The 20850-nt window shown below is 68.2% G+C and carries 24 protein-coding genes; 15 read left to right on the forward strand and 9 right to left on the reverse strand.

Going from position 1 to position 20850, the window contains the following annotated elements; genetic code table 11:
• The first annotated feature begins 110 nt into the window (after window positions 1-110).
• The 5 genes from VGI12_18100 to VGI12_18120 all read left to right on the forward strand — a co-directional run bounded on the left by VGI12_18100 (window position 111) and on the right by VGI12_18120 (window position 6390).
• Window positions 111-1988, forward strand: a complete 1878-nt coding sequence (locus VGI12_18100) for a DUF2339 domain-containing protein (protein ID HEY2434591.1) — start codon at window positions 111-113, stop codon at window positions 1986-1988.
• A 62-nt stretch (window positions 1989-2050) separates the two neighbouring features.
• Window positions 2051-2989: an FTR1 family protein gene (locus VGI12_18105; GenBank protein ID HEY2434592.1), complete on the forward strand. Its 939-nt coding sequence runs from the start codon at window positions 2051-2053 to the stop codon at window positions 2987-2989.
• The gene (locus tag VGI12_18110) at window positions 2958-3656 is read left to right on the forward strand and encodes a hypothetical protein (GenBank protein HEY2434593.1); all 699 of its coding nucleotides are present in this window, start codon (window positions 2958-2960) and stop codon (window positions 3654-3656) included. Before VGI12_18105 ends, VGI12_18110 begins: the two co-directional genes overlap by 32 nt.
• Window positions 3656-5353 (forward strand): HD-GYP domain-containing protein, encoded by a 1698-nt coding sequence (locus VGI12_18115; protein HEY2434594.1) that lies wholly within the window; start codon window positions 3656-3658, stop codon window positions 5351-5353. Before VGI12_18110 ends, VGI12_18115 begins: the two co-directional genes overlap by 1 nt.
• Entirely contained in the window at window positions 5353-6390 is a 1038-nt protein-coding gene (locus tag VGI12_18120; GenBank protein HEY2434595.1) for a hypothetical protein, read from the forward strand. Before VGI12_18115 ends, VGI12_18120 begins: the two co-directional genes overlap by 1 nt.
• A 4-nt stretch (window positions 6391-6394) precedes the next feature.
• On the opposite strand, the gene VGI12_18125 is transcribed toward VGI12_18120, so the two are convergent.
• The 4 genes from VGI12_18125 to VGI12_18140 form a co-directional block, all read right to left on the reverse strand.
• Window positions 6395-8440 carry a C39 family peptidase gene (locus VGI12_18125; protein HEY2434596.1) on the reverse strand — a complete coding sequence of 682 codons (2046 nt, stop codon included), beginning with the start codon at window positions 8438-8440 and terminating at the stop codon, window positions 6395-6397.
• Window positions 8437-8823, reverse strand: coding sequence for a hypothetical protein (locus VGI12_18130; GenBank protein HEY2434597.1), 387 nt, complete (start codon window positions 8821-8823; stop codon window positions 8437-8439). Before VGI12_18130 ends, VGI12_18125 begins: the two co-directional genes overlap by 4 nt.
• An 82-nt stretch (window positions 8824-8905) precedes the next feature.
• A complete protein-coding gene (locus VGI12_18135; protein ID HEY2434598.1) occupies window positions 8906-10042 on the reverse strand; it encodes a PilT/PilU family type 4a pilus ATPase in 1137 nt (378 codons plus the stop codon).
• Window positions 10043-10224: 182 nt separating this feature from the next.
• A complete protein-coding gene (locus VGI12_18140) occupies window positions 10225-10638 on the reverse strand; it encodes a VanZ family protein (protein ID HEY2434599.1) in 414 nt (137 codons plus the stop codon).
• A 47-nt stretch (window positions 10639-10685) separates the two neighbouring features.
• Here VGI12_18140 and VGI12_18145 point away from each other — a divergent pair, with 47 nt between their 5' ends.
• Window positions 10686-10961, forward strand: coding sequence for a septum formation initiator family protein (locus tag VGI12_18145; GenBank protein ID HEY2434600.1), 276 nt, complete (start codon window positions 10686-10688; stop codon window positions 10959-10961).
• On the opposite strand, the gene VGI12_18150 is transcribed toward VGI12_18145, so the two are convergent.
• Entirely contained in the window at window positions 10937-11341 is a 405-nt protein-coding gene (locus VGI12_18150) for a BON domain-containing protein (protein HEY2434601.1), read from the reverse strand. The genes VGI12_18145 and VGI12_18150 overlap by 25 nt on opposite strands.
• 100 nt (window positions 11342-11441) lie before the next feature.
• On the opposite strand from VGI12_18150, the gene pdxH reads away from it, so the two are divergent.
• A complete protein-coding gene (gene pdxH, locus VGI12_18155) occupies window positions 11442-12032 on the forward strand; it encodes a pyridoxamine 5'-phosphate oxidase (GenBank protein HEY2434602.1) in 591 nt (196 codons plus the stop codon).
• Window positions 12033-12065: 33 nt separating this feature from the next.
• Here pdxH and VGI12_18160 read toward each other — a convergent pair whose 3' ends face one another.
• From VGI12_18160 to VGI12_18170, 3 genes are all read right to left on the reverse strand, one after another.
• A complete protein-coding gene (locus VGI12_18160) occupies window positions 12066-12698 on the reverse strand; it encodes a hypothetical protein (GenBank protein HEY2434603.1) in 633 nt (210 codons plus the stop codon).
• A gap of 90 nt (window positions 12699-12788) precedes the next feature.
• Window positions 12789-14216 carry a glycosyltransferase gene (locus tag VGI12_18165; GenBank protein ID HEY2434604.1) on the reverse strand — a complete coding sequence of 476 codons (1428 nt, stop codon included), beginning with the start codon at window positions 14214-14216 and terminating at the stop codon, window positions 12789-12791.
• Window positions 14217-14266: 50 nt separating this feature from the next.
• Entirely contained in the window at window positions 14267-14728 is a 462-nt protein-coding gene (locus tag VGI12_18170; GenBank protein HEY2434605.1) for a zf-TFIIB domain-containing protein, read from the reverse strand.
• Window positions 14729-15180: 452 nt separating this feature from the next.
• Between VGI12_18170 and VGI12_18175 the strand changes: the two genes are divergently transcribed.
• The gene (locus tag VGI12_18175) at window positions 15181-16548 is read left to right on the forward strand and encodes a di-heme oxidoredictase family protein (protein ID HEY2434606.1); all 1368 of its coding nucleotides are present in this window, start codon (window positions 15181-15183) and stop codon (window positions 16546-16548) included.
• A 244-nt stretch (window positions 16549-16792) separates the two neighbouring features.
• Here the strand turns inward: VGI12_18175 and VGI12_18180 are convergent, their stop codons facing one another.
• Window positions 16793-17035 (reverse strand): hypothetical protein, encoded by a 243-nt coding sequence (locus VGI12_18180; GenBank protein HEY2434607.1) that lies wholly within the window; start codon window positions 17033-17035, stop codon window positions 16793-16795.
• An 87-nt stretch (window positions 17036-17122) separates the two neighbouring features.
• Between VGI12_18180 and VGI12_18185 the strand changes: the two genes are divergently transcribed.
• From VGI12_18185 to VGI12_18215, 7 genes are all read left to right on the forward strand, one after another.
• Entirely contained in the window at window positions 17123-17731 is a 609-nt protein-coding gene (locus VGI12_18185; GenBank protein HEY2434608.1) for a hypothetical protein, read from the forward strand.
• Between the two features lies 1 nt (window position 17732).
• Window positions 17733-18503: a hypothetical protein gene (locus tag VGI12_18190; protein HEY2434609.1), complete on the forward strand. Its 771-nt coding sequence runs from the start codon at window positions 17733-17735 to the stop codon at window positions 18501-18503.
• A 278-nt stretch (window positions 18504-18781) separates the two neighbouring features.
• Window positions 18782-19021, forward strand: coding sequence for a helix-turn-helix transcriptional regulator (locus VGI12_18195; protein ID HEY2434610.1), 240 nt, complete (start codon window positions 18782-18784; stop codon window positions 19019-19021).
• Window positions 19005-19211: a helix-turn-helix domain-containing protein gene (locus VGI12_18200; GenBank protein ID HEY2434611.1), complete on the forward strand. Its 207-nt coding sequence runs from the start codon at window positions 19005-19007 to the stop codon at window positions 19209-19211. Before VGI12_18195 ends, VGI12_18200 begins: the two co-directional genes overlap by 17 nt.
• Window positions 19212-19234: 23 nt before the next feature.
• On the forward strand, window positions 19235-19588 hold the full coding sequence (locus VGI12_18205; protein HEY2434612.1) for a hypothetical protein: 354 nt from the start codon (window positions 19235-19237) through the stop codon (window positions 19586-19588).
• A gap of 218 nt (window positions 19589-19806) precedes the next feature.
• Window positions 19807-20493 (forward strand): hypothetical protein, encoded by a 687-nt coding sequence (locus VGI12_18210; protein ID HEY2434613.1) that lies wholly within the window; start codon window positions 19807-19809, stop codon window positions 20491-20493.
• A partial coding sequence (locus tag VGI12_18215) for an AAA family ATPase (GenBank protein HEY2434614.1) occupies window positions 20490-20850 on the forward strand: 361 nt, incomplete at its 3' end. The genes VGI12_18210 and VGI12_18215, both read left to right, overlap by 4 nt.

Here is a 20850-nt window from a genome sequence, read left to right on the forward strand (position 1 = left end):
CCCCTTCAGCGCAAGCCCGTTCAGCGCAAGCACCTTCAGCACCAGCACCTTCAGCACCCCCAGCACCCTCAGCACCAGCACCGTTAGCACGCTTGGCGCCTTTAGCACCCTTGGCACCTTCGCCCGCCTCGTCCCTCGAAACCCGAATCGGCTCCCGCTGGCTGCTCTACATCGGCGTGATCGCGATCGTGGTCGGCGCGGCGTACTTCGAAAAGCTGGCGATCGACTACGGATGGATCGGCGAAGGCGCCCGCGTCCTTCAGGGGGCCGTCTTCGGTGCCGCGCTGATCGCCGGCGGTCTGCAGTTCGCGAGACGAGGCTATGCGGCGTACGGCCAGGTGATGGCGGGCGGCGGCGGCGCGATTCTCTATCTGTCCACCTATGCGGCGTTCACCCTCTACTCGCTGATCGGCCGCCCGGCGGCGTTCATCCTGATGGTGGCGATCACGGCCGTGATCGGGTGGCTCGCCGACCGGCAGCGGTCGCAGGGCCTGGCGCTCTTCGCCGTCGGCGGCGGGTTCGCCACGCCGTTTCTGCTGCCGGGGACCACCGACGCCCAGGTGACGCTGTTCACCTACGACACGATTCTCATCGGCGGCACGGCCGTCCTCGCACACCGGCGCGAGTGGCCGTTCGTGAATCTCGTCAGCTATCTCTCCACGCTGCTGACGGTCGCCGCCTGGGCCGACCGCTTCTACGCGCCGTCAGCCTACCTGCGCACCGAGCTGTACCTGACGCTCTACTGCGCGATGTTCCTCTACATCGCGCGCGAGTGCCGGCGCACGGCGGGGGCGGCCGGGCAGCTCGTCTGGATGATGCTCGCCACCGCTCCCGTGGCCTACTACCTCGCGTCGCTGGCGATCCTGACCGATCACCAGAGCGCGCTCCTCGTGTGGCTCGTCATGCTCATGCTTGCCGGCGCCGTCGCGGCCTCGCGGATCGGCGCCGGCGTGGGACTCGGCGTCTGGGCATCGGTCGCCGGGCCGCTGCTCGTGTGGTGCAGCACCGTCGCCGCCCAGGGCAGCCGACGCGAAGGCCTCGTCGCGATCGTCGCGGTCTACGTGATCGCGCTGCTCGCCGTGTTGGAACGCACGGTCTGGCGCGACGAGCCGCGCGAGCCCGGGGCCGCCGACATCGCCTGGCTGCACGTCAATCCGCTCGGGCTCTACGCGGCCGCCTATCTGCTGCTCTACCGGCTCAGCGTGGCGACGACCGGCCATGTCGCGGTGGGATTCGCCGTGTGGAACGCCGCGATCGCGGCCGCGCTGTGGACGCGCCGTCCCATGCTTGCCGTGAATTTCCTGTCGGTGGCGCTGACGCTGGCCGCCATCGCCACCGCGCTACTGCTCGACGGCGCGGCCGTCACGGCCGGATGGGCGGTAGAAGGTGCGCTGGTGATCGTTCTTGCGATCCGTCAGGATCTCTCGTGGATGCGCGTCGCCGGCGTCGCGCTGTTTGGTGTCGCGGTCGCGCAGACCATCGCGCTGCTGGCGTCGGCGCCGCCGACAAGCCAGGTGGTGCTGCTGAACCCGCGAGCCGCGTGCGCGGCGCTGGTGATCGCACTGTCGTACCTGCTGGCCTGGTTCGTCCGTCGGGCCGGCGGAGCCGCGTCACGCGCCTTCGGGATCGGCACCGCGCTTCTGACCGCGCAGCTCGTGACCTTGGTGGCGCTGACGAGCGAGATCGATGCCTACTGGGCGATCCGCGATGGCCGCGTCGAGCGCCAGCTGATGCTGTCGGTGACGTGGGCCCTCTATGGCACCACCCTGGTCATCGTCGGTCTGGTGCGCCGTTACCCGCCGATTCGTTATTTCGCGATCGGGGTCCTCGGTCTCACGATCGCGAAGGTCTTCTTCGTCGACATGGCCGAGCTCGACCGCATCTACCGGGTCGGCAGCATCATCGCGCTCGGGGTGCTCTTGCTCGTCACGTCATTCGTCTACACACGCTGGAGCACACCTATTGACGACCGTAATGGTCGGGTATAGACTCCTCTATGCGACCCCTGTGGTCGAATCTTATAAGTGCTTGTCGCGACAGGTCTTACATCGTGAAGTCCCGAGTCGTTTCGCTGTTGCTCGCCGCCGGCGTCGCCGCCGTCGCCGCCATTCTCATCCTGCAGGTCCTGAGGGCCGGCGGGCTTCCTGATCCGCTGGTACACCGCGACTTCGGCGCCCGGATTCTCGACATCGCGGTGCTGGTCTTCCGTGAGGGGCTCGAGTGCATTCTGGTGCTCGCCGCCGTCACCGCCAACCTGGTCGGGACCCGCCAGACCTACCAGCGGCCGGTCGCGGCCGGCGCGGCTGCCGCGCTCGCGGCCACGGTCATCACCTGGTTCGTCGCCATCGGCATCGTTGCAAGTCTGGCCGACAGCGTTTCAGCGCTCCACCTGCAGGCGATCACCGGGCTGCTCGCGATCGTCGTGCTGCTCGTGGTGATGAACTGGTTCTTCCACAAGGTGTATTGGACTGGCTGGATCTCGATGCACAGCCGGCGCCGCACGCAGCTGCTGCAGGATACGGCCCCCTCGCGCGTGTGGTGGGGCCTCGGCGCGCTCGGATTCACCTCGGTGTACCGCGAAGGCTTCGAGGTCGTGCTGTTCCTTCAGAGCTACCGGCTCCGCCTTGGCAGCACTCCCGTGATCTACGGCGTCGCCGCCGGCCTGGCGCTCACGTCCGTCGTCGGCGCGCTGACGTTCGTCGCGCACCGCCGGCTGCCGTACCGTCGGATGCTCGTGGTCACGGGCGTGATGCTCGGACTCGTCATGCTGGTGATGGTGGGCGAGCAGGCGCAGGAGATGCAGCTCGCCAACTGGCTGCCGACCACGCCGATTTCCACGCTCACCCGCGTGATCCCCGACTGGATGGGGCTCTGGTTCGCGGTCTTTCCGACGGCGGAAACGCTCGCTGCGCAAGCACTTGCGGCGGCGCTGGTCGTCGGGTCATACTTCATGGCACGTGAGCATTCCGGTACCCCGGTCGCGAGCTGAACTCTCCATTCTTGCCGCGCTAGTCGCGGCGTGGCTGCTCGCGCCCTCACCCAGCCTGGCGAGCGCCGCCGGCCGCATCGAAGGCCGGGTGACTATCTCGGTTCCGGTGAGCGCCGCGCCGCCGTCGGCTGCCTACGGATCGCGCAGACTCGCCCCCGCCCCCGCGCCCCAGTCGGAAGTCACCAACGTCATCGTCTTCGTGAAAGACGCACCGGCGCCGGCGTCGGTCGCGCCGATGCGGGCGTCGATCGCCCAGGAGAACGAGACCTTCGTGCCGCACGTCGTCGCGATCACCTCGGGATCGACGGTCGAGTTTCCCAACGGCGATCCGTTCTTCCACGACGTGTTCTCGTTGTCGCGCGGCGGCTCGTTCGATCTCGGTTCGTATCCGAAGGGACGCAGCAAGTCGGAGCGATTCCCGCGGCCCGGCCTGATCAAGGTGTACTGCCACCTGCACTCGCACATGACGGCGAGCATCATGGTGTTCGATCATCCGTACTTCGCCGTGCCGGCGGCAGACGGCTCCTTCACGATCGACGACGTCCCGTCCGGCACGTTCACGGTGACGGCCTGGCACGAGCGTATCGGCGACAACAGCCAGCGGGTCACGGTCGAAGCCGGACACGCCGCGGCGCTGCAGTTCGCGCTGCCGATCACGAGCAAGTGATGAGCGCACGAACCCCGCCGCGCTTCGTCGTCCGGACGATGATCGCGACGTTTTCGACGGTCGGGCTGATCCTCGCCGCCGTCTTCCTCGTCGTCACGGTGATCGTCCGGGATCGGGTGCGCAACACCGTCGTCGCGCATCTCTCCAACGAACAGACGATGCTGGCGACGCTCGAGGCGCGCCGCGCCAGCGAGATGCAGGCGCAGGCCGAGACGCTGGCCGAATCGCCGACGGTCAAGGCGGCGATGGACACCTATCAGGCCGAGATGTCCACGTCCGACGGCGAGCGGCGGCGCGATCTGTTCAGCACGGTGCAGCGCGAGGTCGACGAGCTGGCGAGCCGACTGCGGCCGGACATCCTCGCGGTCGCGATGGCCAACGGAACCGTAGTGGCCACCGGCGGCCGGCGCCACGCCGAGTGGCCGCGCGCCTTTGCCGGCGGCGTCTTGCCCTCCGGCGAGTTCGTGGTGCTGCCGACCGGCGTCTTCCGTGTCGCCGCCGCGCCGCTGACCTTCGGCCCGACGGTCGTCGGCTACCTGCAGCTCGGATCGGCGCTCGACGCCGAGTACGCGGCCCAGCTGACCGCGTTGTCGGGCGCGAGCGCGATCATCACCGCCGGCGACGCGGTGGTCGCCGGGACGCTGCCGCCCGGCGCGACGCGCGCCTTGACGCCTGCGGTGCTCACGACGCTGCCCTCGGTCGACACCGTCGAGCTGCGCGGCGAACAGTTCGCGGTGCGCAAGCTGCTGCAGTACGGCGCCGTCTCGGTCTACGTGCTGGAGTCGATCGACAGCTCGGCGCACCCGATCCTCTCCGACACCCTGGGCGCGCTGGCGCTCATCGCGCTCGTCGCGCTCGCCCTCGCCGGCCTGGCCAGCATGGCGCTGGCGCGCTCGGTAGCGCGGCCGATCCACACCCTCACCGCCTCGCTCACGCACCTCGCCGGATCGGGCGGCCTCTACGCGCCGGTGGCGAGGACGGGCTCGAGCCTCGAAGTGGACACGCTGACCGACACCTTCAACAATCTGATGGCGACGCTCACCGCGGCCGAAGCGGAGACGCGCAGCACCTACGTCGGCGCGATCCGCGCACTGGCGCTCGCGCTCGACGCGCGCGATCCCTACACGGCCGGCCATTCCGAGCGCGTCAGCGCCATTTCAGCCGCGGTTGGCGAGCATCTCGGCCTCGCCGAGGACGACCTCGACGTCCTCCGCCTTGGTGCGCTGCTGCACGACATCGGCAAGATCGGCATCAGCGACGACGTGCTGCGCAAGCCCGGCCCGTTGACCGACGAGGAGTTCGAGGCGATCAAGGAGCATCCGACGACCGGGGCGCGGATCCTCCGCAGCGTCGCCTTCCTGGCGCCGCACCTGCCGATCGTCGAACTCCATCACGAGCGTCCCGACGGCAGGGGCTACCCGCACGGGCTCGTCGTCGACGAGATTCCGATGCTCCCGCGGATCGTCCACGTGGTCGACGCGTTCGACGCGATGACCAGCGCCCGCGCCTATCGGCCGGCGCTCGGGGCCGCCGAGGCGCTGAAGGAGCTGTGGCGGTGTGCCGGCACGCAGTTCGACGCCGAGGTCGTGCAGGCCCTCGCCGCTACCCTGCCGACCTTCCGCCTCGAGGACCATCGCTTCGACGCAGCGGCGGCGCGCGCCGGCCGCAAGGGCGGAGTGATCGCCTTCAACGGATGATGCGACGCGTCGGCCGAACCGCCGTTCTCGCGCTCGCGCTGGCGTCGCCGGCGGCGGCGCAGCAGGCCGTCGAGCCGACAGTGTCGGTCGAGGCGGTCGGGTCGGCCGCGATGCTGTCGTCGTACCAGCAGGTCTCGGCCGTCCTCGACGTCACCGGGACGGTGCGGATCGCGCCCGGCGCCATAGTGATCCTGCGGCCGTGGGCCTGGCATCGGCCCGACGGCACTTCCACGTTCCAGTGGTACCAGCTGCAGGTGCGCTACCAGATGCGCACGCGCACACCGATCCGCGTCGACGCCGGCGTCATCACCGAGCCGCTGGGACTCAACCCGCTGCAGATGCGTGCCGACCTCAACCCGACGATCTCGCCGGTGCCGTACTACGTGATCCCGCTGCCCCGCTTCGAAGCGCACTTCGACGCGCTGCAGCCGCTGACCGTCGGATACCCGCTTGGCGTCGTCGTCAGCGGATCGGGAACGCGATGGGACGCCCGCGCCGGCGTGCTCGACACGACGCCGGCCCGTCCCGGAGTGGAACTGAAGCACAACGACTTCCCGGCCATCCCGCAGGTGGTCGCGGGCGGCGGCTTCACGCTGCGGCCTGGCTTCCGGGTCGGCGGCGGTATCGCCCATGGCGGCTACCGCGAGGCCAGCGACACGCTGCCGGCGGGCGACGCCACGGTGGGCAACCTCGAGGCGGAATTCACGCTCAACCACACACGGCTGAGCGGCGAATGGGTGGGCGATCGCTTCACCGGATCCACCGGAACGGTCTCGACACAGTCGTTCTATCTGCAGGGAGTTCAGACGATCACTGCCCGTACCTTTGCGGCCGGGCGCGTCTCTCACGTCGACACGCCACCGGTCTTCCTGGTCGGCCGCTCGACGACGTGGACGGCGGCGGAGTTCACTGGCGGCGTCCGGGTAACGCCGTATCTGACGGTACGCGCCGGCTACTACGGACAGCGCCCCTACTTCGCGGCGTGGTCCAACGCCGGTGCCGTGTCCATCGTGCTCGATGGACGCTGGTGGCGCTGACGCGTCAGCGCCAGCGCACGTCCCAGCCGGCCGACAGCGCCATGTGGCCGTCGCGCAAGCCGCGCGCCGCGTCGATCCGCATCACCCCCGCGCCAGCAATCGCGATCCGCAATCCGGCGCCGGCATCGGCCTGCACGGGAGAAACGGCGCCGCCGAGTCCACGGGACGCGCGCGCGAGGTCCACGAACACGGCCGGCGCGAATCGTCCGGGCATCAGTCGCAGCATCCGCCACTGCTGCGCCTCGATGGTGCCCGAGGCCAGGCTCCGGCCGAACACGCCGCCGGTGATGGTGCCGTCGTCGAGCAGCGGGTGGGCGCGCAGCAGGACGTCCCGCGCCTGCCCCGTGTCGGCGCCGGCCCAGACCGACATCGGCGAGCGTGTCGAGGCGGCGGAGTAGGCGCCGAGTCCGAACAGCACGAATCCCTGGTTCGCGGCGCGGCTTCGCAATGCGGCTGACGCGTCGATGATGGTGAACGGGGACGCGCCAAATGCCTGCGACAGGCCCCCCGCGAACCGCAGGCGATCGTCGAAGCGCAGGTGCTGCATCGCGTAGGTGACGGACAGATCTGCGGGGCGGTCCGTCCACCGCTCGACCCCGGCCGTCGCGGTCATGCGGGTACGGTCGGTCATCCAGCGACCCAGGGACATCGCCACCCGGGTGCGGGTTTCGGCGCGCGCGTCTCCACCGAACGTTTGCGTTTCGTGGAGCGCGTCGAGCCGAATCGTGCCCCCGCCGAACATGGGCGCCGGCGCCGCGAAGAAGCCGGCCACCATCGGGCGGTGCTCCCACCAGCGCCAGGTCACGCCGGTGAGTTCTCCGCCGCCGGTCAGGCTGCTGAACTGCGCGGAGATCTGCCGGTCGACCGCCGCCTCGAATCCCATCCCGATCCACGCGGCGTAGCCCCACGGCAGGCGATCGCGCTCCAGCACCGACGCATCGACGTGGACGCGGCCGTCCTCGACCGGGTGGAACGTGAGCCGCGCCGCGGCGACCGACGGCACGTCGTGGAGCCGCCGCTCCCCGAGGCGAATCGCGTCGGGAGTCAGCTGCGACTTCAACGGAACGCCGATCGCGTCGGCGACGATCCCGTAGCGCGTGTGTTCGAGTCCCTCGACGTCGACCAGATTCACCAGCGGCTCGCCGATCCGGTTCCAGGCGGCGAGCGCCGCGAGATCGTCGTGTCGCACGTACTCGGCGGTCGCGAGAATACGCCAGGCGTAGGCATCGCCTGGAGCGAGGGTGACCGCCTGTCGGGCGTGTACGGCCGCGGCCGACCAGTCCGCCTCAAGCACATCCAGGCCCGCCAGCTCACGCCAGGCCGCCGGGTCCCGCGGACACTCGGCCGTCGCCCGGCCCAGCAGCGTTCGCGCGGCCGCGCGGTCCGCCGTGGCGCGGGCCACGCCCGCTTCGACCAGGCGCGCGCACGCGCTGTCCCCGCCGGGCGTGACGGTCGGAACATCGGCCGAATCTGGCGCGCGCGTGTTCACCGGGGAAACGTCCTGGCCCGCGGCGTTACCGGGATCGATTCGCGGCAACAGAATCAGCATCCAGCGATTGGATTGCCGCCACTGCTCGTCGAAGCGCGCGACCGGTAGCACGCGATCCGGCAATCGCGCCGGATCGTGCAGCGTCACACGGCCGTCATCCAGGCCGACGACGACCACGTAGTGAAAGCGCCCTGGGCTGTCCTGGACGAGCGCGATGACCGGACGGCCGCGGTGCAGTTCCTTGACGATCTCGGTTGTGTCGCCGGCCCCCGCGATCGTCGTCCAGCCCCGCCGCTGCAGATCAGAAGTCAGGTCGGCGGTACGGATGCCGCCGGCGTGCCGATCGACGAGCGACTGGAAGGCATCCGGGTACACATTCGAGTCACCCCAGTAGCGCATCACCATCGCTGCGGCTGCGCCGCCGCAGAGATCCTCACTCTGCGGCAGATACGGCACGACGAGCGGCTGCGCCGCCGCAGGGGAGACAGCGGCCGCCGTGGCGAACACGACGGCCGCGGGTAGCCAGCGCCAGCGGCAGCGGCGCGCGGCTTCTGGGGTCACTTCAGCGCAAGGATCAGAACGATGATCAGGAGAATGATGATGATCGTCCAGGTGGAAATCACCACCGTCGAACCGCCGGCGAGCTGATCGTTCACCGCGCGCGCCTGGCTCGCGGCCTGCCGCAGCTCGTCTCCCTGCAGCGTCGACACCGCCGCTTCGGCCTTGTTCACCGACAAGCCCGCCTTGCCGGCGACGTCCTCCACCGCCGGATTGTGCAGAAAGGTCCTGATGGCGTCGCGGTCCGCCTGATCCTGGGACACGCGCTGCTGGACCGCCTGGTCGAGCGTCGACTGTTTCACCACGTGGGTCTGCTGCGCGAACGCCGCGGGTGCCATCAGCAACACCGCCAGCGAAGCACCAAGACATCGACGGAACATCTGCATGAGCTGCCTCCTCAAAGTCGCACACATACGCGACCTGGTGAAAGCATCTTCCGTGCCCGTATCTGGTCGATTGACGGGAATGCTATGCCAGCAGCTGTTCGAGTTCCTCGGGATGGATCGCCCGTGTGAGTGCGTCCTGCCGTTCCACCAGCCCCTGCTTCACGAGCTGCGCGAGCGACTCTTCGAACGTGAACGAGCCCGCCTTGCGCGTGATCGTCGTCTCCTGATGCAGGTGCTGCAGGGCGTTGCGGCGGATATGCTGACGCGCGCCGTAGCCGACCATCAGCAGCGCGGCGGCCGGCACCCTGCCGCCGCCCGTCCGCGGCAGCAGCGTTTGCGTCATCACCGCGGCGAGCGCCATCGCCAGCTCCTGGCGAATCGTGTTCTGCCGCTCGTCGGGAAACGAGTCGCTGACGCGGGCGATCGTCGAGGCGGCATCGGTCGTGTGCACGGTCGACAGCACGAGATGTCCCGTCTCGGCCGCCGACAGCGCGATCCGCATCGTCTCCGGGTCGCGCATCTCGCCAACCACGATGACGTCGGGCGCCTGGCGCAGCGAGGCGCGCAGGGCCGTCGGGAAATCAGGAGCGTCGAGACCGATCTCCACCTGTTCGACGACGCCGGCATGGTGCGCGTGCTCGTACTCGATCGGATCCTCGATGGTGACGATGTGGCGGGCGTCGCGGCGGCTGATCTCTTCGACGAGAGCCGCAAGGGTGGTGGTCTTGCCCGAGCCGGTCGGGCCGCCGATCAGGACGAGGCCGCGCGGCAGCCGCGTCAGCGCCTCGACGCTTGCCGGCAGGCCGAGCGTCGCCAGGCGGGGCACCCTGGCCGGCAGCGCCCGGATCGCGGCGCCGGCGCGGCCGCGCTCGCGGTGCAGGTTGATGCGGAAGCGCCCGAGCCCCGCGACCCGGAACGAGCCGTCGGCGATTCCCGCCTGCCGGTAGATGCGGCGGGCGTGCGGCGGCAGCGCCGGCAGCACCGCCTCCTCGACGTCGACGCCGTCGAGCGGTCCTTCGGCGAGCGGCCGGATACCACCGTCGACGCGGATCGAGGGGGGCGCTCCGGCGACGAGGAGGAGATCGCTGCCCGCGGCGTCGGTCAGCCGCTGCAGCCAGCGCTCGAGGCGCGCCGTGTCGCCGCCGTCAGCGGCGCCGCCCGAGGCGGTGGCATGGAGATCGGAGATCAGCTGCTCGAAGTCGTCGGTCTCGTGCGCCATGGCCCATCCTACCGCCAACCTTTTTCCGGGCCAGGTCCAAGCATCTGTATATGTAGGACTCCACTAGGTAGGGCCGCTACCACTACCGGATCACCGATCCCGGGCGGCGGGTGCTGGCGGAACGCGGCCGACTGGAGCCGTTTCGTCGCGGCGCTCGGCCAGGCCGCGGGCGTCCGCTTCGCCTAGTCGCTGCCGCGCTCGCCTGCCTCGACCCGGCGCTGCGGGCCGCGCGCGTCGCTCCCGTCGAAGGCCTGCGCGGCGAGTGAACCCGCGGCGCTGCCCAGCATGCCGACGAAGACGTCGGTCGCGGACGGGTCGCGCATCACGAAAAAGAGCTGCGAGGTTTCCGCCACGGCCGAGAAACCCAGCGCTGCGAGTCCCGCCACCATCAGCCGCGCCCCACCGCGGCGCCTGGCAGCGAACGACCAGCCAAACGGTAACCACAGCGCAAAGTTGGCTGCGACGTCGCTGGGCTTGTCCTCACGCCCGTGGAACGGTATCCACGTCACGCGGCTCCACTGCGGTGTGCGCGTCACGCCGTACCACGGCCCGCTGACCACGAACACCACAAGCACCCACCACTTCCACAGCTTCATCGAATCGATCTTGTACTTTCGGTAGGGTTCTGGTACGGTGCGCGTCGATGAAGCTCGCGCTCGCGTGTGCGGCCTGTATCCTGCTCTTCGCCCTCTTCGGCGACGATCACGGATTGCCGGCGGTGCTGCAGACGCGGCACGACGCGCAACGCCTGCACAGGGAGATCTCGCGGCTCCGCCACGAGAATACTGCCTTGCGGCGCGAAGCCCAGGCTCTGCGAGTCGATCCCGCGGCGATCGAGTTCGAAGCCCGCGCCGCGCTCGGGCTCGTCCGCCCCGGCGAAGTCGTCGTCACGCGTCAACGGGCGTCGACGGTCAGGTGATCGATCACCTGGCTCACGCCGGCCGTTTCCCGCGCCAGTTGTAGCGCGCGGTCCCGCTCCGCTCCCGTCCCGACGTGCCCCGACACCGTCACGACGTGACTGGTGGTGGAAACGTCTATCGTGCGAGAGCGCACGGTGTCATCGAGCGCCATCTTCGACTTGATCTTGGCGGTCAGCGCGCCATCGCCGAGGAGGGCACCCGCCTTGGTGGCCGCCGCCGCCGTTTTTTCTCCAACGGCCGCGCCGGCTTCACGCGCGCGCTCGATGTCCACCTGTCCGGCCGTTCCGACCGACGGTGTGGATTTGCCCTGGTGCAGAAGCTGGTTGTTGCCCCAGTAGCCGAGAAAGAACGCCGCCGCGGCGACCAAGACCACCAGCACGACGATGAGCCTCAATAGAGCCCGGAACATGCAGCCTCCTTGCGTCCAATGCGGAGGTGCACCTTCCATGCCCGGGCCGTGTTGTGTGAAGATCGCGTGAATGCAGGATCAAGAGCCGGCCAAAGATCCGATCGCTCAATATGTTGCGGCCGCCGCGCGCGCCAGGCTCGCCGGCGTCGACACGGCTCCCCTTGCGCTGGCGACCGCGGATGAGAACGGCCGTCCGTCAGTACGTATCGTTCTGCTCAGGGGCGCCGACGAACGCGGATTCGTGTTCTACACCAATTATGGCAGCCGCAAGGCTCGGGAACTCACCGCGAACCCGCACGCCTCCCTCTGCCAGCACTGGCCGACGCTCGAGGAACAAATCAGGATCGAAGGGACGGTGGAGCTGGCGGGCGCAGCCGAGTCGGATCGCTACTTCGCCGGTCGCCCGCGCGACAGTCAAGTCGGCGCGTGGGCCTCGGACCAGAGCGCAAAACTGTCGTCGCGCACCGCACTCGAAGACCGTCTGAAGGAATGCGAGGCGCGCTTCGCGGGCCGCCCCGTCCCGCGGCCGCCGTTCTGGGGCGGGTTCCGGCTCGTGCCCGATCGCGTCGAATTCTGGCACGGACGCCCGGGCCGTCTCCACGAACGGCTGCTGTACACGCGCACGCCGTCAGGGTGGACGACGGACTATCTCTATCCCTGAACGGGCAGGTCGCCGCGGCGACGCGGCTGTCTGCTAGTCGCCGCTGCCGCGAAACTGGTCGTCTTCGTCGGCGAAGAGGACGTTGAAGCTGGTCAGCGACCCGTAACATCCGGTGATGTACCCCTGCAGCTTCACCTTGACGTCTTCGGCGACGTCCAGCGCGTTGATCTGCTGCTCGAGGGTGCGCAGGCGGTTGCGCAGCATCACGACCTTGTGGAAGAACGTCTCGATCGGCCAGCTCTTTTCCTGCAGACCCGCCGAGCCCGGGCGCAGCACGAACTGACCGTTGCGCCAGCGATCGGCCGGCGTAACCGGCGTCAGGCCGGTCTCCTCGCGGATGATGCGCCGCAGCAGCAGCTCGACGTCGGGTGAATCGAGGGTCATCGGTGGGGCTGTCCTTTCGCGATCGCTGACCGGCGGAAACGCGGCGCGCTCGGGCCGCGGTCTGGCGGCCGCGTCGCTGCCGCGGCCCTCGCGGTCCGCTGCCGGAGATGCCTGCGCAGACGAGGGGCCGCGATAATTGTGCTCGCTTCCGCAATAGCCGCACGAGACGCGGAGCGCGCCGCCGCCCTGGTCGGATACGACGACCGTGTGCATGCGATCGATCTTGCACGCGCGGCAGAAATCCTCAATCGAGTCTCCGGCGCGGTACTGACGATCCGCCATGGCGGCATCATACCCGCTCGCGGCGCGGCAGCGCCCGAGGCGGGGCCTTGGCCGCCTCCGCTACACCCGGTGTCGCGCCGCTTCCCGATCCTACTTCCGTTTACGGCCGACGCCGATCAGGGTCAGGCCCTGGCCAAGCCGCATCGCTTCGACCGCCTTGGCGAGCGGAAGCAACAGCTCGAACAGCCGCATCTGACGCGTGTGCAGCTCGCGGCGTCCGAGCCGGTTGTTCAGCCACCAGCCGATCGCGGCCAGCCGGCTGAACTCCTGCATCGCGACGACCTCGAAGCCGGCCGCCTGCATCTTGCTGTGCAGATCGATCGGCGCATAGCGGCGCTCGTGGCCGAGCGCTTCATCGCAGGGGCCGTACAGGGAGGCATGCGCGGGCACGATGACGATCGCGTGGCCGCCCGGCTCGAGCAGATCGTAGTAGGCGCGCAGCACCGCTTCGTCGGCCTTGATGTGCTCGAGGACGTTGAGGCACACGACGGTGTCGACCGCTTCCGGCTTCAGCTGCGCGTAGGCGGCGGCGTCGGCGAGATCGAACCGGAGGATGCTGACGTTTTCGAGATGCCCCAGGCGCCAGTCGAGCATCTCGGCGTACAGCGGATCGTTGTCAACGCAGAGCAGACGCTGGCGGTCGAGCAGCAGCTCGGTGAAATTGCCGATGCCGCATCCCGCTTCGACCACGCGCTGGCCCAGAAACGGGCGGAACTGCTCGAGGATCCACCGGTTCAACCGGCGCGCGCGCCGCATGCTCTGCAGGACGTAATACCCGTCGTGGGTGGTGAACCGATCGTCGAGGAACCGGTACTTGAGCAGCGTCCAGACGGCCGAGACCGCGTCCTTCCAGCCGATGTTCTTCCCCTCGGCGACCGTGCGGCCGTGGTAGCTGATCGGCACCTCGTACAACCGGATGTTCCACTGCGCCAGGCGCGTCGTCAGCTCCGGCTCGATGCCGAAACGCTGACTGTGGAGCGGCGTCTGCTTCAGGATGTCGGCACGGACCGCCTTGTAGCAGGTCTCCATGTCGGTGAGGTTGATGTCGTTGAGGATGTTGGTGAGACCGGTGAGGAACTTGTTGGCGACGCCGTGCCAGTACAGCAGCACCTTACGCTGGCTGGCCGAGGCGAACCGCGACCCGAACACCGCGTCGGCCTTGCCCTGCAAGATCGGCGCGAGCAGCGCCGGATAGTCGCCGGGGTCGTATTCGAGATCGGCGTCCTGGATCAGCCCGATGTCGCCGTGCATGTGGCCGATTGCGGCGATGATCGCCGCCCCCTTGCCCATGTTGCGCGGCTGGCGGAAGACGCGGATGCGCGGGTCTGTCGCGGCGAGCGTCTCGAGAATCTCCGCCGAGCCGTCCCGACTGCCGTCGTCGACGCAAACCAGTTCCATCGGCAGGCCGATCGGGCTGGCGAGCACACGTCCCACGATCGTCCGCAGGGTGCGGGATTCGTTGTAGACGGGCATGAGAACGCTGAGCAGCGGCTGGGAGGGGATCGGCGACTCTGGCATCTTCAAACGAAAACGCGTCAGGGTATCACGAGGGGCACGCCTCCCTCCCGTCAGGGAAGGCGGTCCCCGCCGGGGGCGTCGGCGGCGCGCCGCAGCTCACCGGCGTCGAGCCAGACGAGATCGCAGGCCGGGCAGGTATCGATGACGATGTTCCCGGGACCGTAATACCAATCGGTGATCATGGCGGCTGCGCAGTTCGGGCAGACGACCCGTCGATCGAGCTGCCGGGGGTCGGCGGGATCCGGCGTGACGCTCGGAGTCGTCGCCGCCCGCCGGCGCGCCGTCAGGGTGACGGCGAATCCCCGCCGCGCCATCAGCGTGCCCTTGCAGCGTTCGCAGATCTCGATCGGCTCGCGCTCGTCGAGCAGCGCGCGCTGGAGCGGCACGGCGCACAACGGGCACACATGCCCGGGTCCACCGGTGACGCGCACGCCGTCCGACGCCGGATCCGGACAGACGACGCTGCCGCAGTGCGTGCAGGACCAGCACGGATGGGCGGAATCGAGCGTCATCGGCGCGCCGCAGTTGGGACAATTCACAAGTTGAAATCCTGACACAAGCGCGCGCGCGTTGTTCGCGCACGTGGTTCGACGCGTGCGATCGTCCGGCGAACGCCGTAAGCGTCTGTGCAGCGTCGTTTGCCGCGATCGCCGCGGCTGACGCGGGCACACGGCGCGCCCCCGCGCGTGAGCGCCCTGGCGCCGCGCCGTGTAACTTCGGCTTATAGCTGAGTTGCGAAGCTGGCTCCGCCGTGACACCCCTCCGGCCCGTCGTCGAAAAAGCCCTGCAAACGCGCGTCGAGCGGCGGGTGGCGAGTTGATTGCGGAGCGCGGGGCACACCCTGCGGCCATGGGCCGCTCGCTCCCGAGTCTCCAGCATGGCGGTGTGTCCGCCGCGTGTAGTCGTCGTGTGCGAGCTCGCTGTGAGACATCCCGCCCGGGGTGTCCGAGAAGGAGGCAGCAGCATGCGAAGCCGCTCGATCTCGATGTTTCTGGGCCTGGCGGGCACGAGCCTGCTGTTACTGCAGGTTCACGCCGCGACGCAGACGGCGGTGGTGCCTCAGGATCCCGGTCCACGGCCCGGCGCCGCCGGGGCCGGTAACCCGCTTCCCGGGTTGACCGCGCAGCAACTCGCGTTCTTCGAAGCCGGCCGCGCCGAGTTCAACGAATCCGAAGAAATCGCCGACGGACTTGGACCTCGCCTGAACCTTGACAGTTGCGTCGGCTGTCATTCGCAGCCGGCGAGCGGCGGTTCCAGTCCGCCCGTGAACCCGCAAGTGGCTTTTGCCACCGCCGGCGGCGTCGACATCCTGCCGCCGTTCCTGACCTCGCACGGCCCGGTCCGTGAAGCGCGATTCGTCAGGAATGCGGATGGCTCCGCCGATGGCGGCGTGCACGCGCTCTTCACGATCAGCGGCCGTGCGGGCGCGAACGGCTGCTCGATGACGCAGCCGGATTTCGCCGGCGCGTCCGCCAACAACAACGTCGTGTTCCGGATTCCGACGCCGGTCTTCGGCGCCGGGCTCATTGAGATGATTCCCGACTCGGCGATCGTCGCGGGGGCACAGGTGACGGCGTCGGCGCGCGCCGCGCTGGGGATTCGGGGGCGGCCCAATTTCCACGTCTCGGGGCGGACCATCACCGGGCAGACGAACAACAACGGCAACGACGGCACCATCGCGCGCTTCGGCTGGAAGGCGCAGAACAAGTCGCTGCTGCTCTTCGCCGGCGAAGCCTACAACGTCGAGATGGGCGTCACCAATGAGCTGTTCCCGACCGAGCGTGACGAAGTCGCGGGGTGCCAGAACTCGCCGGGTCCGAACAGCGTGACGGAGATGGAAGCCGCCACGCCGATCGACGCGACGAGCGCGATCGAGAAGTTCTCGGTCTTCATGCGGCTGCTGGCGCCGCCGCTGCCGTCGCCCGACACGCCTGGCGGCGCGGCGTCGATCGCTAGCGGCAAGGCGATCTTCTCGAGCGTCGGTTGCGCCCTGTGCCACACGGCGTCCATGCGGACCGGCGCGGCCCGTCTGCCGATGCTGGCCACCAAGGTCGTGCCTTTGTATTCCGATCTGCTGCTGCACGACATGGGCGTCGGCCTCGCCGACGGCGTGAGCCAGGGCGAGGCGAGCGGCCGCGAGTTCCGCACGGCGCCGCTCTGGGGCCTCGGGCAGCGGCTCTTCTTCCTGCACGACGGCCGCGCCTCCGACCTGGTGGCGGCGATCGCGGCGCACAAGAGCACCGGCTCCGAAGCGAGCGGCGTCGTCGGCAACGTCCAGCAGCTGACGCCGCGTCAGAAGCAGGACCTGCTGAACTTCCTGCGATCGCTCTGACACGAACGGGATCGGGCGGCGGGAGGCACGGACCGCCCGCCGCCGAGCCCGCCTTCGCGCACCCGCCCCCTGGTGGATTTCTGAGACAATCAGGCTGCGCCGGGGTGGCGGAACTGGCAGACGCATCGGACTTAAAACTCTAAACGATACGGCGACACGAGCGATCAGAGCCGGATTTACCGGAGGGTCCTCGCGATTCGCTCGACGGTTTCAGGGCCGTTTGTCACTCACGGTGTCACCGCCGCTATTCGTCGTCGTCCGGTTCGACGCGCTGCCCGTTGGCGAACTCGAAGTGTCCGCGATCCTCGCTGCATTCCCATCCGGCCTGTTCCTGCGCGCCCCACACGATCTTGCCGTCACCGACGCCGGTGCCCGCACCCCAACCCGGAGGCCGCGCGTTGTTGCTGAACCGCATCGTGCCCGAGCACCTCTCGACGTAGCACGGCTTCGTGTCGTTCTCGTTGGGCATCGCTCTCACCTTTCGCATTCGTCGTGACCTACCCTGTCACGACGTGCTGATACCGTCTGGACCCGCCCCGAATGGGCGTGCTCGCACGGCAACAGACTTTCGCCCTTGCTGCTGTGCTACACTCGTAGATTCGCGTATTCACGGGGCGAAAGTCCGGGAGAGTGCATTATGTCCTCGGCGTCGAAGACCATCAAATTTGAAATCTCGCTGAAGGAGCTGAAGGTCACCTTCGAAGGCGATATTCAAACGGCAGGACAAATCGGCGGTCAGGTCACTGGCGCGTTCAATTCGCTCGTCTCCGCGCAGCAGAAATTGATCGGCGGCGGGGCGACGCCGTCCGCAACGCAGCCCGCAGTGCCAGCGGCCACGCGCCGGCGCGGGCGCGGTCGCGCGGCGTCGTCAGGCGGCATCGATCCGTCGATCATCGACGGCGGGACGATCCCCGAGAACGGCAACGGTAACGGCGATGAGTCGACCGCAGGGGCGCGGCCCCGTCGGAACACCGCCGGTGGGCAACCGCTGGTCATCGGTCTCAAGGACGAAGGGTTCTTCGCCGATAAGCGCACGCTCGGCGCTATCCGCGAGCAGTTGAGCACGAAGGGCCATATCCTGAAGAACAGCGACATCAGTCCGGCGTTGGTCGCCCTGACGCGCAACGGGACGCTCAAGCGCGAGAAGCACGCCAACGGCCAGTGGATCTACTTCACCGACTAGCGTGGACGAGGCACGAGCCGCGACACTCGCTCAAGCGCTGAACATCGGCGCGGAGGCGCTCTGTGAAATCGCCAAGACCGCATCGCGAAATCAGAAATCGCTGACCGGTACCGGCGTCTACGCAGGGCGCTTCCACGATGAAGTCGTGAAGGTTACGAAGGTCTTCAATCTCGTTCGACCCGTCCTCACGCAAATCGACGCGCTTGATCTCGCCGCCTTCACCGCACATCTGGATGCCGTGCGAAACCCGGGCGTTTCGTTCGGTCATCGCGACGCCGCGCGAAAACAGATCGCGCTCATCGTCGAAACGCAGATCATCCCGAACCTGGGGAATCTATCAGGACCGGCGCAGTCCGCCACCGAGCCCGTCATCCCATTGGCGGTGTTTGCCACCGCGCCGACGTACTACAAGAACACCGTGATCCAAGCGAATGGCTGCTACGAGAAGCGGTGGTTTGAAGCCTGCTCCGTCATGATTCGCAAGCTCGTCGAGAACATGATCATCGACGTCTATGAGAAACATGGCAAGAAGGCGGAGATCCAAAAGGACGGCCTCTACATGATGCTGGCTGGTCTTGTGGCGGCGATGTTGAGTCAGACGCATTGGACGCTGGGGCGCGAAACGCGCGAGGCGCTTCCGGAGTTGAAGAAGCTCGGAGATCGCGCGGCGCACAACCGCCGCTATTGGGCGACCAAGCCAGACATCGATAAGGTGCTGTCCGGTCTACGGGTTACGGCGGACGACCTGCTGCACCTCGCTGGACACAAGTAGCGGCTCCGGGGCCGCTATTGACTTCCCTGATAAGATCGCTATTACAAACGGATCAGCGCACGGCGTGCCGTCAGCACGCTTGCTCCAAAGTACCCCGGTTGCGCCAGAGAATAACGGGCGTCGCTCGCACTACCTGACGGAAGCGACGCCCGGGCACACGTGAGGCTGATCCGACTGCGGCGTCAGGAAACGCCGCGACGAGCGCCTGTTACCCCACCGGGAACCTTGCGCGAATACGAACTCCAACTCTGCTGCCGAGTGCAGCAAGGAGCGTATTCGTGTTCCGAGGCAAATTTCTCCGCATTGATCGGGGCCTGTCACAGCGCCAGCTCGCCGCGCTGGCGGGCATGACCGCGCCGACGCTCTGCCACATCGAGAACGGGCGCATCAACCCCTCGCCGAGCGAACTGAAAGCGCTCGGCGCCGTCCTCGGCTGCGCGCCTGAACGCGTCATGGACGCGGTCAGCGATGCCCTGCTCGCCCCCGGTGCGGAGGCCCGCGATGACCAGCGCGCCTAACGCCACCGTCTGGCTGACGCCGAAGGAAGCCGAAACCTACGCGCGCTGCGACGTGGCAACGCTTCGTCGCGCCGTCCGCGCCAACAAGCTGCAGGCGTACCGCGTCAACGGTGGTCGCCGCGTCCGATTCCGCGCCGTCGATCTCGACCGCTGGCTTGAAGCCGCGCCCATCAATGAGGCAGCGTCGTGACCAAGAACTGGACTCTCGTAGCGGTGCGTGATACGGGCACGTACTGCCAGGCGTGCGGCGCCAAGATCCGATGGGCGTTTCACCTCGAGCAGGGCAGCCTGCGCAAGATTGTCGGGAGTGAGTGCGTCAAGTCCCACCTCGATAGATGCGACCCGCAGACCGCACTCGCGTTCGTGAAGGGGAAGTGGCGCGCGCGTCGCAATTACTTCTACAAGCGCGTCGCCGGAGAGACCTACGTGGTCGGCCCGATGCGCGGAGGTGGATGGTACGCGGCCCGCGCACCCTACGGCGTCACGGGCGCGAAGTGGGAGTTTCTCCGAAGCAATCTCCCGACGTATGACGCGGCGGTGCAGTTTCTTGCGGGGGTGGGACGATGACTGTCCCGACGTTCCTCACCGTCAACGCGTCGGCGATCCCCGACACCCTCAAGATCGAACGCCGCTGGATGTGCTGGCGCTCCGTCTGGAGCGACAAGGACGGCAAGCAGGGTCGCTGGATCAAGCTGCCATGCCAGACGAACGGCCACGCCGCCAAGCCGAATGATCCCTCCACGTGGACGTCGTTCGGTGAAGCGCTCGACGCGTACCGTACCGCCATGTTCACCGGCATCGGCTTCGCCTTGGGCGACGGCTGGGCGGGCATCGATCTCGACGACTGTATCGCCGCTGACGGCAGCGTCGTTCCCGAGGCCGCCGGCGCAGTCGCCCGTCTCGATGAGTGCGCCGCGTACTACGAACTCTCCCCGAGCGGCACCGGCCTGAAGGTGATCGGCCGAGCGTCCCGCTACGGCGGCGAGGTGAAGTTCAGCATGACGCCGCCGGCCTTCACCACGTGGGCGGGCGCGCGGTTCATCGCCATCACTGGCGCGGCTTGCTGCCACGCCGATGTCGCGACGCCCTCAACCGATCTGACGCCGCTGATCGAGAACTGGTTCACCGTGCAGCATTCTCCCGGGATGCGCGGCCCGGTGCCGTCCTGGCTGCGCATCGGCGATACGCGCGGCACCGAGAACATCGAACGGTTCACTGACGATCAAGTCGTCGAGCGCGTTCTCGCGACGCCGCAGGCGGACAAGTTCATCCGCTTGGTGCGCGGCGACGTGTCCGACTACGACGGCGATCACAGCCGCGCCGATCAGGCGTTGGTGACCATCCTCGCGTACTGGTGCCAAGGCGATCTCGATCAGGTGGATCGCCTATTCCGTCAGACGGCGCTGATGCGCCCCAAGTGGAACGCGACCAGCTATCGGCGCGCCACCCTCGCGAAAGCAGTCACACGATGAGCGCCATCACTGAGATCGTCAACGCGACGCCTGAGGATGCCGAACGCCTCGCGCATGAGAAGCTGACCGACGCGGCTTACAGGAAGCGCAAAGCACAACTCGCCGCCGACAAGCGCGTGCGTGCCGAAGAGCATCCGCCGAAGCCGATTCCGAAGCCGCGCACGCTTGCGGAGCGCCTGGCGCATAAGACCCAACCGCTGCCGTACCGCGTCGCGGACCTGATGGTCTATGGGCAGCGCGTCCTGCTCGTCGCGCAATACAAGGCGGGCAAGACCACGCTGGTGCTCAACCTGGTGCGCGCTCTCGTGGACAATCGCCCGTTCCTGAATAAGTACCGCGTCGCGCCGGTCGTGGACA

It is taken from the genome of Vicinamibacterales bacterium, from assembly GCA_036496585.1.
Taxonomy (GTDB): Bacteria; Acidobacteriota; Vicinamibacteria; order Vicinamibacterales; family 2-12-FULL-66-21; genus JAICSD01.

Bases quoted from the DNA above. Each gene is read 5' to 3' on its own strand.
- VGI12_18115 (HEY2434594.1), top strand. From the start codon at position 3,656: ATGAGCGCACGAACCCCGCCGCGCTTCGTCGTCCGGACGATGATCGCG.
- VGI12_18120 (HEY2434595.1), top strand. From the start codon at position 5,353: ATGCGACGCGTCGGCCGAACCGCCGTTCTCGCGCTCGCGCTGGCGTCG.
- VGI12_18130 (HEY2434597.1), bottom strand. From the start codon at position 8,823: ATGCAGATGTTCCGTCGATGTCTTGGTGCTTCGCTGGCGGTGTTGCTG.
- VGI12_18135 (HEY2434598.1), bottom strand. From the start codon at position 10,042: ATGGCGCACGAGACCGACGACTTCGAGCAGCTGATCTCCGATCTCCAT.
- VGI12_18140 (HEY2434599.1), bottom strand. From the start codon at position 10,638: ATGAAGCTGTGGAAGTGGTGGGTGCTTGTGGTGTTCGTGGTCAGCGGG.
- VGI12_18145 (HEY2434600.1), top strand. From the start codon at position 10,686: ATGAAGCTCGCGCTCGCGTGTGCGGCCTGTATCCTGCTCTTCGCCCTC.
- pdxH (HEY2434602.1), top strand. From the start codon at position 11,442: ATGCAGGATCAAGAGCCGGCCAAAGATCCGATCGCTCAATATGTTGCG.
- VGI12_18160 (HEY2434603.1), bottom strand. From the start codon at position 12,698: ATGGCGGATCGTCAGTACCGCGCCGGAGACTCGATTGAGGATTTCTGC.
- VGI12_18165 (HEY2434604.1), bottom strand. From the start codon at position 14,216: ATGCCAGAGTCGCCGATCCCCTCCCAGCCGCTGCTCAGCGTTCTCATG.
- VGI12_18170 (HEY2434605.1), bottom strand. From the start codon at position 14,728: ATGACGCTCGATTCCGCCCATCCGTGCTGGTCCTGCACGCACTGCGGC.
- VGI12_18175 (HEY2434606.1), top strand. From the start codon at position 15,181: ATGCGAAGCCGCTCGATCTCGATGTTTCTGGGCCTGGCGGGCACGAGC.
- VGI12_18180 (HEY2434607.1), bottom strand. From the start codon at position 17,035: ATGCGAAAGGTGAGAGCGATGCCCAACGAGAACGACACGAAGCCGTGC.
- VGI12_18200 (HEY2434611.1), top strand. From the start codon at position 19,005: ATGACCAGCGCGCCTAACGCCACCGTCTGGCTGACGCCGAAGGAAGCC.
- VGI12_18210 (HEY2434613.1), top strand. From the start codon at position 19,807: ATGTTCACCGGCATCGGCTTCGCCTTGGGCGACGGCTGGGCGGGCATC.